The sequence below is a fragment of the Streptomyces sp. NPDC034037 genome (assembly GCF_055575715.1).
This window is the reverse complement of sequence record NZ_JBVISC010000003.1, coordinates 178064-195612: the sequence shown is the minus strand read 5'-3', so window position 1 is coordinate 195612 and position 17549 is coordinate 178064. Positions and strand designations below refer to the sequence as shown.

General features: G+C 74.7%; 4 protein-coding genes. All 4 read left to right on the top strand.

All coding sequences use genetic code 11. The features are described from left to right. The first annotated feature begins 10 nt into the window (after positions 1–10). Positions 11–2380, top strand: a complete 2370-nt coding sequence (locus ACZ516_RS11420; protein ID WP_469009795.1) for a lantibiotic dehydratase — start codon at positions 11–13, stop codon at positions 2378–2380. 177 nt (positions 2381–2557) lie between these two features. Next, positions 2558–8854 carry an amino acid adenylation domain-containing protein gene (locus tag ACZ516_RS11415; RefSeq protein WP_469009794.1) on the top strand — a complete coding sequence of 2099 codons (6297 nt, stop codon included), beginning with the start codon at positions 2558–2560 and terminating at the stop codon, positions 8852–8854. A gap of 22 nt (positions 8855–8876) precedes the next feature. After that, positions 8877–16190: an amino acid adenylation domain-containing protein gene (locus tag ACZ516_RS11410; protein WP_469009793.1), complete on the top strand. Its 7314-nt coding sequence runs from the start codon at positions 8877–8879 to the stop codon at positions 16188–16190. Beyond that, a complete protein-coding gene (locus ACZ516_RS11405; RefSeq protein ID WP_361085300.1) occupies positions 16187–17539 on the top strand; it encodes a cytochrome P450 in 1353 nt (450 codons plus the stop codon). The genes ACZ516_RS11410 and ACZ516_RS11405 overlap by 4 nt, the downstream gene beginning before the upstream one ends. Positions 17540–17549 lie beyond the last annotated feature (10 nt).

Genomic DNA, 17549 nt, shown 5'->3' with positions numbered 1-17549 from the left:
GGGGCAGACCATGAGCGAGAACCATCTGCCGGGCGGCCGCTGGCGGCTGTGGGAGCAATTCGCACTGCGCGGGCCGGGCTTCCCGGCCGGGGGCGTGCTGCGGCTGGCCCCCTCCGGACTGGCCGCGGCGGCCGACAAGTTCGCGGAGGGCGAGCAGCTCTCCGGGGAGCGCTGGGCCGAGTTCAAGGAGGTGTTCGCCGAAGCGGCCGTGGCGAACGCGCACGCGCTCCAGGACATCGCCCGGCTGCCCGCCTTCCGGGAGGCCGTGGCCTGGCAGAACCGGCCGGTGCTGTCCTCCGGGATCGCGCCGTTCCTGAAGTGGACGCCGAGCGCGACGGGCCGTACCAGCATGCCCCGCCAGCGCGAGGAACTCGTCGCCCACTACTGGCAGCGGTTCTGCGTCAAGAACGACACCATCGGGTTCTTCGGGCCCGTCGGCTGGGGTCGCTGGGACCTGGGCGCCGACGGCCCGCGGGGCGTCGCCGTCGATCCGGGCACCGGGCTGGTCGCCGCCTCGCAGGTGTACTTCGCCAGCTGGGCCATCGACGCGCTCGCCGAGACGATCACGGCCGATCCGCGGCTGCGGGACTGGCTGGCCCCCCGGCGGGTGCCCTTCGTCCGCCTCCGGGACGTCGGGAGCGACCGGGACGACGGGAGCGGGGGCGGCGACGGCGCCGAGGTGCTGGTGCCGGGCCGCCCGCCGCAGCCCGCGGGGGCGGCGGCCGCGGCCGTACTGGCCCTGTGCGACGGGGTGCGGACCGCGCGGGAGATCGCGCAGGCGCTGCCCGGGACTGACGTGCCGGCCGAGCTGACGGCCCTGGTGGCCCGCCGGTGGGTGGTCTGGAAGCTGGAGGTGCCCGCCGACGCCCGGCCCGAGCGCTACCTGCGGGGCTGGCTGGAACGGATCGGGGACCCCGTGGTGCGCGGGCGCGCCGTGGCCGCCCTGGACGTGCTGGAGCGGGGCCGTGACCTCGTGGCGGCGGCCGAGGGCCCCGACGCCCTGGTCGAGGCGATGACCGCGCTGGAGGGCGAGTTCGTCGCCCTGACCGAGACCGCGGCCGTCCGCGAGAAGGCGGCCGGTACGGCGCCGTGCCGGGCCCTGGTGTACTCCGACTGCCGGCGCTCGGCGAGCGCCCGGCTGGGTCCGGTCGTGCACGAGGCGCTCGCCCCGCTGGCGCCGCTGCTCACCAGCGCCGGCTGGCTCACCGCGCGGCTGGCCGCCGCGGTCATGGCCAGGGCGAGCGAGGTGTACGAACGGCTCGCCGCGCGGGGGCCGGTGGACCTGGCCGCGTTCTGGTTCGCCTGCATGCCGATCCTGCACGGGGCGGCGCGCACCGAAACGGAGGCGCTGCAAAGGGAGTTCCGGTCGCGCTGGGCCGCGATCCTGTCACCGCCGCCGGACGCCCGGCGGGTCCAGGTGTCGCTGGCGGACATCGAGGGGCCGGTGGCCGAGCGCTTCGGCGCGGACTTCGGGGAGGGCGGGGGCGCGCGCGCCACCGGGGTGCGCGGTGGCTGGACGGCCGCCCGCTACCTCAGCCCCGACATCATGATCGCCGCGACCGGGGCGGACGCGGTGGCGCGCGGCGACTTCGCACTCGTACTGGGTGAACTGCACCTGGCGGCCAACACGCTGGGCTCCTCGCTCTTCGTCCACCAGCACCCCGACCCGGCGGAGCTGACGGCGCTCACCGACCGCGACCACCCGGGGCCCCGACTGATGCCGCTGCTGCCCAAGGAGCACCGCTCACGACTGTCCGTCCGTACCCGGCACGCCCTGGTGCGGCCCGAGGACTACCACGTGGCGCTGGTCGACTTCACCGCCGACCCGGCCCGGCCGCGCACGGTCCTCAGCGCCGACGTGGTGGTCGGCCGGGAGGACGACGGGGAGCTGTGGGTCACCCTGCCGGACGGCGCGCGGTTCGCGGCGGTGGACGTGTTCGCGCACGTCCTGACGACGCTCGCGATGGACCTGTTCCAGATCCTGCCGGACGACGCGGAGCACTCCCCGCGGGTCTCCGTGGACCGGCTGGTGGTGGCCCGGGAGACCTGGCGGCTGCCGCGGGAGAAGATCGACTTCGCGGATGAGAAGGACGAGGCCCGCCGGTTCGTGCGGGCCCGGCGCTGGCGCGAGCGGCACGGGCTGCCGCGGTTCGTGTTCGTGGTCCTGCCGAGCGAGACCCGGCCGTTCTACGTGGACTTCGACAGCCCGGTGTACCTCACCATCCTGGCCAAGGCGCTGCGCAGGATGGCCCGCAACGCCCCGGACGGACGCGCCGTGTTCACCGAGATGCTGCCCAGTCCGGAAGAGGCCTGGCTCACCGACGACCAGGGCTCCGTCTACACCTCCGAGCTGCGCTTCGTGGCGGTGGACGAGGGATAGGCATCTCGCAACAGCGGCGTGGCCCACGGCGGCACGCCCGGCACGGTCGACGTGCCCGGGCGGGGCCGCCGTTGCGCGTTCTACCCCCGGCGGCTGCGCGCGCGGCTGCGTCTTCTTCCCTACTGACAGGCCTGCTCAGACAGCAGTGTTGAGGAAAACACCGCTTGGAGGCCCGCAGTGAAGGCATCATTCGCGCAGCGCAGGCTGTGGTTCCTCGACCAGCTCACCCGAGGGTCCACCGACTCCCTGCTTCCGCTGGCGCTCAGGATCCGGGGCGCCCTCGACGTCCCGGCCCTGGAACGCGCCCTGACGGGGATCGTCGCGCGGCACGAGGTGCTGCGCACCCGGTTCACCGCGGTGGACGGCGAGCCCGTGCCCCGGGTGGACCCGGCCGGCCCGGTCACCCTGGAGCGGGTGGAGGCGGCCGACGCCGCCGAGGTCTTCGCGCGGGAGCTGTCCCGGCCCCTGGACCTGGCCACGCAGCACCCGCTGCGCGCCTGCCTCGCCCGGCTCGGCACCGAGGAGCACCTGCTCCTCGTCGTGGTCCACCACATCGCGGTCGACGGCTGGTCCTGGGCCGTGCTGCTGCGCGAACTGGACGCCGGCTACCGCGGGGAGGCGGTCGCCGCCCCCGAACTCCAGTACACCGACGTGGCCGCCGCCGAGGCGGAGCGGCTCAGCGGCCCGCGCATGGAGCGGCTGCTCGGGTACTGGCGCGAGCGGCTGGCCGGGGTGACCCCGCTGGCGCTGCCCGCCGACCGGCCCCGGCCCGCCTTCTGGGACGGCTCGGGGGACGTGGTCCGCTTCGAGCTGCCGGCCGCGCTGGTCGCCGAGGTCGACCGGGTCGCCCGGGAGCACCGGGCCACCCGCTACATGCTGCTGCTCGGCGTCTACCAGGCACTGCTGGGCCGCTACTCGGGCCGCCATGACATCGCCGTGTGCACCACCCTCGCCGACCGGGGACGGCCCGGTGTGGACGCGCTGATCGGCCCCTTCGTCAATACCATCGTGCTGCGCACCGACCTGTCCGGCGACCCGGCGTTCGGGGAGCTGCTGGCCCGGGTGCGGACGGGGGCCCTCAAGGACTTCTCGCACGCCGAGGCCCCCTTCGACCGGGTGGTCGGCGAGGTGGTCAGCGAGCGCGACCTGTCCCGGCACCCGCTCGCCCAGGCCTCCTTCACCCTGCTGAACAACGCACCCGCCGAGGCCCGGCTGGCGGACCTGGACGTGGCGCTCGTCCCCACTCCGCTCGGCGGCACCGGGCTCGACGTGTTCCTCGACCTGAGCCTGCGCGCCAACGGCGACATCGCGGCCCTGCTCCAGTACTCCACCACCCTCTTCGACGACGCGACGATGGAGCAGTTCGCCGCCGGTTACGTCGCCCTGCTGCGCGCGGTGGTGGCCTCGCCCGGGGCCTCGGTGGCCGCGCTCGCCCGGGAGCTGGAGCCGCTGCCCGGCTCGGAGGCCCGGCGCCTGGCCGCGCTGGCGGGCGGCCCGGGGGCCGGCGCCACCGCGTCGGATGGTCCGGCGGCGCCCTTCACCGTGTCCGGCACCCCGGATTCCGTGGCCCTGGTGTGCGGGGAGGAGTCCCTGACCTACGGGGCGCTGGACACACTGACCGGGGACCTCGCCGCGGCGCTGGCCGGGTCCGGGGTGCGCCCCGGTACCCCGGTGGGCGTGTGCATGCGGCGCGGGATCCCGTCCGTGGCGGCGATGGCCGCGATCTGGCGGGCGGGCGGGGTGTTCGTCCCGATGGACCGCGGACTCCCGCTGGAGCGCCTGCGGTTCATGGCCGCGGAGGCGGGGGTCGGGTGCGTGCTGACCGATGCCGAAACGCGCGGGACGGCGGAGGCGCTCGACAGGCCCGCGCTGGCCGTGGAGAGCGTACGGCCCGGTTCGGGTGCGCAGAGCGGTGCGCCGCGGCACACCCCGGATCCGCGGGAACTCGCGTACGTCATCTTCACCTCGGGTTCCACCGGCCGCCCCAAGGCGGTCGGCGTGGAGCACGGCGCGATGGCCGCCCATGTGGCGGCGGCGCGCGCCGAGTTCGGGATCACCGCGGACGACCGGGTGCTCGCCTTCTCCTCCTTCTCCTTCGACGCCTCCTTCGACCAGCTGCTGACGGCACTGGGCTGCGGGGCGAGCCTGGTCGTGCGGCCCGACGAGCAGTGGCTGCCCGGCCGGGTGCCCGGGCTCGTCGAGCGGTACGCGATCACCGTGCTGAACCTGCCGCCGACGTACTGGGCCGAGCTGGCCTTCTCCCTGACCGATGCCGACGCCACCGCGCTGGCCCGGCTGCGCCTGCTGATCCTCGGGGGCGAGTCCGTGCCGGCGGGGGCGCTGGCGGCCTGGCGGTCCCGGGTCCCCTGGGTGCGGGTGGTCAACGCCTACGGACCGACCGAGACCACCGTGACCGCGACGGTCCACGACATCACGGCCGAGGCCCCCGCCGACGACGGCGCGGGCGCTGCCCGGGTGCCGATCGGCCGCCCGCTGGGCGGGCGCCGGGCGTACGTCGTGGACGAGCGGGACGAGCAGGTCCCCGAGGGGGTCCCGGGCGAGCTGCTGATCGGCGGCCCGGAACTGGCCCGCGGCTACCTCGGCCGGCCGGCCCTGACCGCGCGGACGTTCGTCCCCGACCCGTTCGGCCCGGACGGCGGCCGCCTCTACCGCACCGGTGACCTGGTACGCCGACTGCCCGGCGGGGAGCTGGAGTTCCTGGGACGGACCGACGACCAGGTCAAGATCCGCGGATTCCGCATCGAACTCGGCGAGGTCGAGTCCGTCCTGCTCCAGTGCCCCGGAGTGGTGGCCGCCGCGGTGGCCACCGGGGAGGACGCCCAGGGCGGCACCACCCTCGCGGGCTACGTGGTGGGCGCCGACGGCCCCGTTCCCGCGGCGGTGCTGCGCGCCTTCTGCGCGGAGCGGCTGCCGCACCACGCGGTGCCGGCCGACTTCGTGACCCTGGACGCGCTCCCCGTGAACGCGTCCGGAAAGTTCGACCGGGCCGCGCTGCCCGCCGTCCGCCCGGACCGCGAACGCGCGCTGGGCGGGACCGAGTTCATCGCCCCGCGCGACGAGACCGAACGGGTCGTCGCCGAGATCTGGGCCGAGGTGCTGGGCGTGGACCGGGTCGGCATCGACGACGGGTTCTTCGACCTGGGCGGCCACTCGCTGCTGGCCACGATGGCGGTCTCGCGGATCGCCGAACGGCTCGGCCGCGAGGTGGAGCTGCGCACCCTGTTCGAGAACCCCGGCATCCGCGCCTTCGCACCGCTGGTGGCGGCGGCCCGGCAGGCCGGTGCGAGCGCGGTGGTCCCGGTGGACCGCTCCGGGCCGTTGCCGCAGTCCTTCGCCCAGGAGCGCATGTGGTTCCTGGACCGGATGTCGGACGCGGGCGACACGTACGTGCTGTGGTTCTCCTGGCGGATGCGCGGCGGCCTGGACCGGGCGGCCTGGCAGGGCGCCCTGGACGAGGTGGTCGCGCGGCACGAGGCCTTGCGCACCGCGCTGTCCGAGCTGGACGGGCGGCCCGTGCAGCGGGTGGTGGAGGGGATCGGCGTACCGCTGGAGTGGCACCAGGCCCCGCCGGGCGAGGAGTTGGCCCGGCTCGGGGAGGTGCGTGACCTGGCCTTCGCCTTCGCCACGCGCCGCTTCGACCTGGCGCGTCCACCGCTGCTGCGGGCCGGGGTGTGGGAGCTGGGGCCCGAGGACCACGTCTCGGTCCTCTCCTTCCACCACGCGGCCACCGACGGCTGGTCCAAGGACATCATCATCGGCGAGCTGTCGGCCGCCTACCGGGCCCGGCTGGCCGGGGAGCCGTCGGCGCTGGCGCCGGTGCCGGTGCAGTACGGCGACTACGCGGTCTGGCAGCGCGACCGGCTGACCGGGGAGGTGCTGGACCGGCAGATGGACTACTGGGAGCGGAACCTCGCCGGGCTGCCCGCACTGGAACTGGCGACGGACCGGCCGCGTCCGGCGGGCTGGTCGGGCCGCGGCGGCGCGGTGGAGGTGAACCTGCCGGCGGAGTTGGCGGCCGGGCTGGGCGAGCTGACCCGCCGGTTCGGGGTGAGCCGGTTCATGGTGCTGCTCGCGGTGGCCCAGATCGTGCTGTCCCGCTGGTCGGGGCAGCGGGACCTGGCGGTGGGAACCCCGGTGGCGGGGCGCGGCCAGGCGGAGCTGGAACGGCTGGTGGGACTGCTGGTGAACACGGTGGTGCTGCGGGCGGACCTGTCGGGCGAGCCCACCTTCGAGGAGTTCCTGGGCCAGGTCCGCGAGTCGGTGCTCGGCGCCTTCGACCACCAGGAGGTGCCCTTCGAACGGCTGGTGGAGCAGCTGCGCCCGGAGCGCGACCCGTCGCGCAATCCGCTCTTCCAGGTGATGTTCGACGTACAGGAGAGCGCGACGGGCGGTCCGCGGGTCGAAGGACTGGAAGTGGAGCACTTCGTCCTGCCGTGGCGCTCGGCGAAGTTCGACCTGACGGTCACCTTCCTGCTCTACCCGGACCGGTTCGCGCTGAACGTCGAGTACGCGAGCGACCTCTTCGATCCCGGGACGGTGACGCGGTTCGCCGGGCACGTGGGCCGGGTCCTGGCCTCGGCCGTGGCCGATCCGGGCCGCCCCGTGGCGCGCCTGGAACTCCTCTCGCCCGCCGAACGCGCACAGCTCACCGGGGTTCCCGGAACCACTGCGACGGTGGCGCAGGCGCCGCCGTTCACGGTGCGGGGCGAGGCCGACGCGGTGGCCCTGGTCTGCGGGGAGCGGACCGTGCGCTACGCCGAACTGGACGCCCTGACCGGCGGACTGGCCGGCGCGCTGGCCGTCGCGGGAGCCGCGGCGCAGACCCCGGTGGGGGTGTGCCTGCGGCGCGGCACCTGGTCGGTCGCGGCGATGGCCGCGATCTGGCGGGCGGGCGGGGTGTACGTACCGCTGGATCCGCACCTGCCCGAGGAACGGCTGCGGTTCATGGTGGAGCAGGCCGGGGTGCGGTACGTCGTGACGGACAGCCCGACCGCCTCCCTGGCCGTAGCCCTGGGCCGGCCGGTCCTGCGGGTGGAGGACGTGCGGCCCGACCCGGACGGACCGCGCCGCGCGGCCGATCCCCGCGCGCTGGCCTACGTCATCTTCACCTCCGGCTCGACCGGCCTGCCCAAGGCGGTCGGGGTGGAGCACCACGCGCTGGCCGCGCACGCGCTGGCCGCCCGCGAGCGGTTCGCGCTCACGGCCGAGGACCGCGTGCTGAACTTCGCCTCCCACTCCTTCGACGCCTCCCTCGAACAGATCCTGCCCGCGCTCGGCGCGGGGGCCGCGGTGGTGGTCCGTCCGGACGAGGTGTGGACGGTGGAGGAACTCGCCGAGCAGGTGCGGGCGCAGGGCGTGACCGTCATGGAGGTCACCCCCTCGTACTGGGAGGAGATCGCCGCCCGCCTCGACACGGTGGCCGGGGACCTCAAGAGCCTGCGCCTGGTGGTGACCGGCGGGGAGGCACTCCCCTCGGCGCCCCTGGCGGCCTGGTTCGCCCACCTGCCGGACGTGCCCGTCGAGAACACCTACGGGCCCACCGAGTCCGTCATCTCGGCCACCTCCCAGCGGGTCACCGGGCCGGTCGAGGGCCGGGTGCCGATCGGCCGGGCCTGGGGCGGGCGGCGGCTGTACGTCGTGGACGCGCACGACGAGCCGGTGCCGGTCGGCGTACCGGGCGAACTCCTGGTCGGGGGAGCGGAACTGGCCCGGGGCTACCTCGGCCGGAGCGCACTGACCGCCGAGCGGTTCGTGCCCGATCCGTACGGCGGCACGGGCGGCCGGCTCTACCGCACCGGGGACCTGGTGCGCCGACGGGCCGACGGGGAGCTGGAGTTCCTCGGCCGGACCGACCAGCAGGTCAAGATCCGCGGGTTCCGCATCGAGCCCGGCGAGATCGAGGCCGTCCTCGAACAGCACGGGGGCGTGCGCGGCGCCGCCGTCCTGGTCCGCGAACTCCGCGGCGACCGGGCCCTGGTGGGCTACGTCGCCGGGCCGGGCCTGAACCCCGACGAGCTGGCCGCGTGGTGCCGTGACCGGCTGCCCGGCTACATGGTCCCGGCCGCCTTCGTGGTCCTGGACGCCCTGCCCCTGACCGTGCAGGGCAAGACCGACACCACGGCGCTGCCCGACCCCGAACTGCCCCCGCCGACCGCGTCCGTGGCCCCGAGGACCCCCACCGAAGAGGTGACGGCCCAGATCTGGGCCGAGGTCCTCGACCTGCCCGGGGTCGGGGTGTGCGAGGACTTCTTCGCCCTCGGCGGGCACTCCCTGCGCGCCGTCGCGGTGGCCTCCCGGCTCCGCGCCGCGTTCGACTGCCCGGTCCAGGTCCGCGACCTGTTCGAACACCCGACGGTCGAGCTGCTCGCCGCACTGGTGGAGCGCCGATTGTTCGAGGAGATCGCCGCAATGAGCGATGACGAGATCGACCTGTCCCTGACGGCTGACTTCTGAGACGAGATAGGACCGCATTGCCATGACCACTTCCCAGGTCGAGACCTCCCCCGTTCAGCCCGGACTCTCCTCCGCCGCACGTGAGTTGCTGGAGCGCAGACTGCGGGGCCGCGCCGGCGCCCCGGCGGGCATCCCCCGCGTCTCGCCCCGTCCGGACCGCATCCCGCTGTCCGCCGCGCAGCAGGGCCTCTACTTCCTCCACCGGCTCGACCCGCGGGGCACCGAGTACCTGATGCCCGCCGCCTGGCGGTTCACCGGCCCCCTCGACGTCCTCGCACTGGACGCGGCCGTCGGCGACCTGGTCGTGCGCCACGAGCAGCTGCGCGTGGTCTTCCCGGACGTGGACGGCGTACCGGCGCAGGAGGTGCGGCCCGCCGACGGCAGCGGCCTGGACCTGGTGGAACTGCCCGCGGGGGCGGATGCCCGGACCGTGGCCGAGGCCGTGCGCTCGGCGGCGCTGCGCCCCTTCGACCTGACCGTCGAGCCCGGTTTCCGGGCCACCTTGGTCCGCGTCTCGGCCGAGGACCACGTGCTCGTCCTGGCCCTGCACCACATCGTCGCCGACGGCTGGTCCCTCGACCTCCTCATGCGGGACCTGCGCGCCTTCCACCGGGCCCGGTCCGAGGGCACCGCGCCGCCCGCCGACCCGGCGCCGATCGCCTACGCCGACTACGCGATCTGGCAGCGCGGCCGCGACGAGAGCGCCGACCTCGCCTACTGGCGGGCGGCCCTGGCCGGTCTGGTCCCGCTCGAACTGCCCCTGGACCACCCGCGCCCGGCCACCCGCTCCTACGCCGCGGCCGTGCACACCGTAGAGCTGCCCGAAGAGCTGACGCGGGCGCTGAGGGAGGTGGGCCGGCGGACCGACACCACCCCCTACATGACCACGATGGCCGCGTTCCAGGCCGCACTGGGCTTCCACAGCGGACAGGACGACATCGCGATCGGCACGGTCGTCGCCAACCGCGAACGGCCGGAGACCGAGCGACTGGTCGGGTTCTTCGTCAACACCCTGGTGGTACGGGCCGACCTGACGGGCGACCCGACCGGGGACGAGCTGCTCGCCCGGACCCGGGCGAGCGTGCTGGGGGCGCTCTCGCACCAGACGCTGCCCTTCGAGCGGGTGGTCGAGGAGCTGAGTCCCGAACGGGACCTGTCGCGCAACCCGCTCTTCCAGGTGCTGTTCACGTACAGCACGGCCGAGCGCGGCGAGTACGCCCTCGGCGGCGCCACCGGCACGGCCTTTCCGATCGACCTGGACACCGCCAAGTTCGACCTGACGCTGGACGTCCTGGACGACGTGGGCCGGCTCGGCCTGCGCTTCGTCTACCGCCCCGACCTGTTCGCGGCACAGTCGATGGCCCGGCTGGCGGAACACACCGTGGCGGTGCTGCGGGCCTTCACCCGGGCCCCCGCCCTCCCGCTGAGCCGGATGGAGCTGCTCACGGCGCCGGAGCGGGCCGAGCTGCTCGGCCCCGACGGCCCGGCGAACCGGCCCCTCACCACGGCGGCGGACGCCGCGGCCACCGCGCCCCGGCTCGCCTGGGAGCGGCTGAGCGAGCACATCGGCCGGACGCCCACCGCGGTGGCCGTCTCCGGCGGCGGTCGCTCCCTGACCTACGCCGAGCTGGACGCGGCCTCCCTGGCGCTGGCCGGGCGGCTGCGAGCGGCCGGGATCGGGCCGCGGTCCCTGGTCGGGGTGTGCCTGGGCCGGTCGGTGGACCTGGCCGTGGCACTCCTCGGGGTGTGGCGTGCCGGGGCGGCGTACCTGCCGCTGGACCCGGCGCACCCGCGGGCCCGGCGGGAGTTCACCATCGCCGACGCGGGGGTGGAGTGGGTCGTCACGGACGACACCGGGCGCGCGGCCGTGGAGGGCCTGGCGGTCGGGGTGGTCCCGCTGACGGACACCACCGCGACCGCCGGCGCTCCCGACGCGGCGGACCTCGCGTCCGTGGTCCCGGGCCCGGACTCGCTCGCCTACGTGATCTACACCTCGGGATCCACGGGTCAGCCCAAGGGCGTCGAGGTCACCCACGCCAACCTGGCCTGGCTGCTGGGCGCGGCCGACCACCACTTCGGCTTCGGCGCCGACGACGTGTGGACCCTGCTGCACTCCCCGGCCTTCGACTTCTCCGTCTGGGAACTGTGGGGTCCGCTGACCTCCGGCGGGCGGGTGGTGGTGCTGACCGAGGACGAGGTCCGCGACCCCGCCGCGGTGCACGCCGTCCTGCGCGACGAGCGGGTCACCGTGCTGAATCAGACCCCGGCCGCCTTCAAGGGGCTGCGGGGCCATCTGGCCCAGCGGGGCGAGGACTTCGCCGCCCTGGCCCTGCGGACGGTGATCTTCGGCGGGGACGCCTTCGACGCCCGGGACTACCGCGACTGGTTCGCCGCTCCCGCCGCCGGGCGGCCCGCGCTGGTGAACATGTACGGGATCACCGAGACGACCGTGCACGTGACGTACCGGCTGATCACCGAGGAGGACACGGTCTCCCCGGTGTACTCGCCGATCGGCCGCCCCCTCGCCGGCCAGCACGGGTACGTCCTCGACCGGCACGGGCGGCTCGCGCCCCGCGGCACGGTCGGCGAACTGTACGTGGCGGGCGGCGGGGTGGCCCGCGGCTACCGCAACCGGCCCGAACTGACGGCCGAGCGCTTCCCGTCGGACCCGTTCGCCCCGGGCGACGGCGCCCGGATGTACCGCACGGGCGACCTCGTCCGCGTGCTTCCCGACGGACAGCTCGCCTACGCGGGCCGCGCCGACCACCAGGTGAAGATCCGCGGCTTCCGCATCGAGCCCGGCGAGATCGAGACCGCGCTGCGCTCCCTGCCCGGCGTCCGGGACGCCGCGGTGGTGGCCCGGCCCGACGCGCACGGCGGCGCCCGCCTGGTCGCCCACCTGGTGCTGACCGAGGGCCGCCCGCTGGACGCGCCGGACCTGCGCGACCGGCTGCGCCTGACACTGCCCGAGTACATGGTGCCCGCGCTGTTCGTCCGGCACCCGAAGCTGCCCCTCACCTCCAACGGCAAGGTGGACCGCAAGGCCCTGGTGGCGGTGGCCGTCGAGGGGGCCGCGGCGCCCGCCGGGCACGTCCCGCCGACGGGTGCGGCCGAGGAGGCGCTGGCCCGCATCTGGTCGGACGTGCTGGGAGCCGAGCGGATCAGCCGTACGGCGAACTTCTTCGACCTGGGCGGCGACTCGATGCTGGCCCTGCGCGTGATCGGGCAGGCCCGCTCCGCGGGGCTGGGCCTCAGCGTCCCCGACCTCTTCCGGGCCCGCACCCTGGGCGACCTGGCCGCGCTGGCGACACGGACCGCCGAGGACACCGGCCCCACGCCCGTGGAGCCCTTCTCCCAGCTCGACCCGGCCGACGCGGCGCGGCTGCCGCAGGGCCTCGACGACGCGTATCCGCTGACCATGCTCCAGGCCGGCATGCTGCACGAGATGCTCGCCGACCCGAGCCGCGGCGCCTACCACAACGTCACCGACCTCAAGATCACCGTGCCCGAGGGCTTCGACCTCGCCGCTTTCCAGGCGGCCGTGGACACCGTCGTGCGGGGCCACAGCATCCTGCGGTCCTCCATCGACCTGGTCTCCTTCTCCGAGCCGCTCCAGCTGGTGCACGCGACCGCCGCGCTGCCGGTGGGCTACAGCGATCTGCGCGCGCTGACCCACAAGGAGCAGTGGGCGTCCGTACGGGCCTACGTCGAAGCCGAGTTCTCCCGGCGCTTCGACCTGGCGGCCGCGCCGCTGGTCCGCATCCACCTGCACCGGCTCACCGACCAGGAGCTGCGGCTCACGCTCACCGACTGCCACGTGGTGCTCGACGGCTGGAGCCTCACCTCGCTGATCGCGGACCTGCTCGACCTGCACCGGCAGGCCGTGGCGCACGGCCGGACCCCGCAGCTGCCGAAGGCGCCCCCGTACGCCGAGTACGTCGCGCTGGAGCGGGCCGCGCTGGTCGACGAGGAGGGCCTGGAGTACTGGCGCTCGGCGCTGGCCGACCTCAGCCCGGTGCTGTTCAACCGCCGCGGCACCCAGGCCTCCGACAGCGGTCAGTTCGTGCACGAGGTGCGGCGCTCGTACGCGTCCCTGGCCGAGCCGATCGGCCGGCTGGCCCGGCTCGCCGGGGTGCCCCGCCGCACCGTCCTGCTCACGGCGTTCCACCACACCATGAGCCTGTTCGCCGAGCGCGACGGCTCCGCCGAGGGCCACTCGGTGGGCCTGGTCACCAACGGCCGGCCCGAGGTTCCCGGCTCCGACCGGATGCGCGGCCTGTTCCTCAACACCGTGCCGTTCGGGGTGCGCCGCCCCCGGGGCAGCTGGCTGGCGTACCTGAAGGCGGCGTTCGCGGCCGAGCAGGAGATGCTCCCCTACCGCAGGGTGCCGTTGGCGCGGATGGCGCAACTGAGGTCCGGTGCTCCGCGCGTGGCGGACACCCTCTTCAACTACGTGAACTTCCACCGGCTGTCCGGGGACAGCTGGGACGACTCGCTGGAGATCGCCCGCACCGCGTTCCCGCTGATGCTCAACGCGAGCGTGGAGTCCCTCACCCTCGACGTCGACCCGGACTACCTGGCGCCCGCCACCGCCGAACAGCTCGCCGACCTGATGTGCGGGGTGCTGGAGGCGATGGCCACGCGCCCGGAGGACCCGGTCACGGCGCCGGCACTGGCCGGTGAGGCGCGGATGCGGGCGCTGGAGGAGTGGGGCCGCGGCCCCGACCTGCCGAGCACCTCGCTGATGTTCCACGAGTGCGTGGCCGAACACGCCGTGCGCACACCCGACGCGGTGGCCGTCCGACAGGGTGACCGGGAGGTCACCTACGCCGAACTCGACGCCTCCGTAAACCAGTTGGCGGACCGGCTGCGCGCCCTCGGGGTCGGACCCGAGGTGCCCGTCGGCATCTGCCTCGACCGGGGTCCGGAGCTGGTCCGGGCCGTGCTCGGTGTGCTGCGGGCGGGCGGCGCCTTCCTGCCGCTGGAGTCCCAGCACCCCTCCGACCGGCTGAAGTTCATCGTCGAGGACAGCGGGATGCCGGTGCTGATCACCCAGTCCTCGCTGCTGGGGACGGTGCCCTTCGACGGCCCGACCCTGGTCGTGGACGATCCGGCGACCTGGGCGGAGCCCGTCAAGGTCCCGGCGCCGAGGCTCGCCGTCTGCGCGGACAACGCGGCCTACGTCCTGTACACCTCGGGCTCCACGGGCACGCCTAAGGGCGTCACCATCCAGCACCGCAGCCTGACCAACATGCTGGAGGGACAGCGCGACCTGTTCCCCGTGACACCCGAGGACCGGGTGCTCCAGTTCGCCTCGCTCAGCTTCGACGTCTCCATCATGGACCTGACCTGGGCCCTGGCGAACGGCGCCCAGCTGTGCACCCCGACGAGGGAGGGACTGCGCCCTGGCGCCGACCTCGCGAACACCCTGCTGGAGTACGGGATCACCGTCGCGATGCTGGCCCCGAGCGCCCTGGCGGCCCTCGGCGAGGACCGCTTCCCCGCGCTGCGGACCCTCCAGGTGTGCGGCGAGGCCTGCCCGGCGGAACTGCCCCAGAAGTGGGCGCGCGGACGGCTCTTCCACAACGTCTACGGGCTCACCGAGACGACCGTGTGGTCCGTCTCCACCCCGCTCGGGCCCGACTGCGGGCGCCCGCCGATCGGCCGGCCGATCCGCAACACCCAGGTCTACGTGCTCGGCGAGGACCTCCAGCCCGTTCCCGTCGGGGTGCAGGGCGAGGTCTACCTCGGCGGGCAGGCCATCGGCCGCGGCTACGTGAACCGCCCCGGCCTGACCGCCGCCACGTTCGTCCCCGACCCGTACGGCGCCCCCGGCGACCGGCTGTGCCGTACCGGAGACATCGGCGTCCAGCTGCCCGACGGCGCCGTGGAGGTCCTCGGCCGCCGCGACAGCCAGGTGAAGCTGCGCGGGTTCCGCATCGAGCTCGGCGAGATCGAGCACGGGCTGCGGGAACTGCCCGAGGTGCAGCAGGCGGTGGTCCTGCTGCGGCGGGACCTGCCGGAACCGGCGCTGGTGGCGTACGTGGTGCCCGAGGAGGGCGTGCGGCCGGTCGTCGAGCCCTTCCGCCTGGCGCTGCGGGCCAAGGTGCCCGCGTACATGGTCCCCGCGCGGTTCGTCTTCCTCGACGCGATGCCCGTCAACAGCAGCGGCAAGGTCGACAAGAAGGCCCTGCCCCTGCCCGCGGCCGACCGGCAGGGCAGCGCCACCGAGTACGTCGCGCCGGGCACCCCGGCCGAGGTGGCACTCGCCGAGGTCTGGCGCACGGTCCTCGGCATCGCGCGGGTCGGCGTCCACGACGACTTCTTCGCCCTCGGGGGGAGCTCCCTGTCCACCGTCCGGGTCGCCGCGCAGGCGGCCGCACGCGGGCTGAGCGTCTCCGTACGGGACCTGCTGGAACTGCCCACGATCGCCCGGCTCGCCGCCCGCGCCACCGAGGCGGCGGAGCGTGCGGCCGGCGCCGACGCCTCGCGGGCAGCCCCCGGCCCGAAGGCCGTCACCTCCGAGGTCCGCCTGCGCGAGGGCGACGGCACCCCGCTGTGGTGCGTGCACCCCAGCGGCGGCAGTGGCGCCTGGTACGTGCCGCTCGCCCGGGCCCTGCCGCCCGGTCAGCCGGTACGGGCCTTCCAGGCCCGCGGCCTGCTCGGCGGGGTGGACCCGACCACGATCTCCGGGATCGCGGCCAACTACGCGGCCGAGATCGCGGCCCACGGCGGGGACGGCCCGCACGACCTGCTGGGCTGGTCCATGGGCGCCAACATCGCCCTGGAGATGGCCACCCAGATGCACGAGGCCGGTCACACCGTCGCACCGCTGACACTGATCGAGCCGCACCTGCCCCACCCGGCGGCCTGCGAACGCCTCGCGGCGGTGGGCCGCGACATGGAGCGCGGACTGCGGATGCGCGACCGCCTCCGTGAACTGCCGCCGTCCCCGGAGCGGGACGCGGCCGCGGCCGAGCTCACCACCCTGCTGCTGGGCGCCGGGATGAGCCCGGGTGAGGCGGCCCTGGTGGAGCAGGCCCCCATCGAGGTCTGGCACTCGCTGCTGACCGCCCTGTCCGACTACGTACTGCGCCCCTACCCCGGCCACGTCCACCTCCTGGTGGGCAGCGCGGCCGCGGAACTTCCCGACGGGGAACCGATGCCCGGGCTGGACGTTGACTTCCGCACCTATGTCGCACGCTGGCGCGAGATCGCGCTCGGCGGGCTGACCGTCCACGTCACCGAAGGCGACCACATGTCCATGATGTCCGAACGGCTGATGCACAAGACCGCTGCTGTGCTCGGCCGGATCCAGTCGGAGGCACGCCGATGACCGTCCTGACCACGCACACGCCCACCGACCCGAGCGCGCCCGCGGACCTCTCCGCCCCGGTGTGCCCCATGTCCGGGCGGACCGCCCCGCCGGCCACGGCGCCCCGCACGGCTCCCACCGCACCGCGGCCTCCGCGGGCCCCCTTCACCGAGCGGTACCTGCTCGACCCCGCCGTCAACGCGGACCCGTACCCGTACCTCAACTCCCTGCGCGAGCACGACCCCGTCCACTGGTCCGCCATGCACCGCGCGTGGCTCGTCACCGGCCACGGCCACCTGATGCACTGCCTGCGCGACCCGGCGGTCTCGGCCGAGCGGGTGGGCCCGCTGATGGACGCCGTCCCCGAGGGCGCCCGGGAGGACACCGAGCGGGCGTACTCCGTCCTCTCCCGCTGGATGGTCTTCAATGACGCTCCGCAGCACCGGCGGCTGCGCCAGGTCTTCCAGGAGCAGTTCTCGGCGCGCTCCATCGGCCGCTACCGGACGTTCGTCGAGCGGGCCACCCGGGCCATGCTGGCCCGGCGCAGCGTCCCCGGCAGCCGCGGGGACCTGCTCGCCGACATCGCCCGGCCGCTGCCCGCGCTGGTCTTCGCCCGCTGGCTGGGCGTCCCCCAGGCGCACGGCCCCTCCTTCTGGTACTGGAACGCCCGGGTGGGCGACCTGGTCCTCGGGGCCGCCCAGGAGGAACGCGAGTACCGCACGTCCCTCCAGTCCCTGGTGAAACTGGACGACTACCTCGCCGGTCTGGTCCGCGAGCGCCGCGCCGACCCCAAGGACGACCTGATCAGCTGCGTGCTGGCGGGCGGCCAGATCGGGAAGTCGGTCAGCGAGGAGGAGTTCGTCGGGATGCTGACCCAGATGGCCTTCGCCGGCGGCGAGACCACCAGCAACCTGATCGTCAACACCGTGCTCGCCCTGCTGCGCCACCCCGCGCAGCTGGCGGCGCTGCGCGCCGATCCGGACCTGGTGCCGCTCGCCGTCGAGGAGGCGATGCGCTACGACGGCCCCTCGAAGATGTCCATCCGCAGCGCGGCGCGGGACTTCGACCTCGACGGGCGCCCGGTGCGCGGCGGTGACCGGCTGTTCCTGGTCACGGCCGCCGCCAATCGGGACCCCGAGCGGTTCGCCGACCCGGACGCCTTCGACGTCGCGCGGGGCAGCGCCTCGCACCTCGGGTTCGGCTTCGGCGCGCACTTCTGCATCGGGGCCGCGCTGGCCCGGCTGGTTGCCTGCGCGGTGGTCGGCGTCCTCGTCAGCGAGTACCCGGACCTGGCCCTGGCCACGGACCGGCACACCTGGCAACCGTCCCTGCTCAACCGCGCCCTGACGGCGCTGCCCGTCCACTACTGACGCGTGGCCG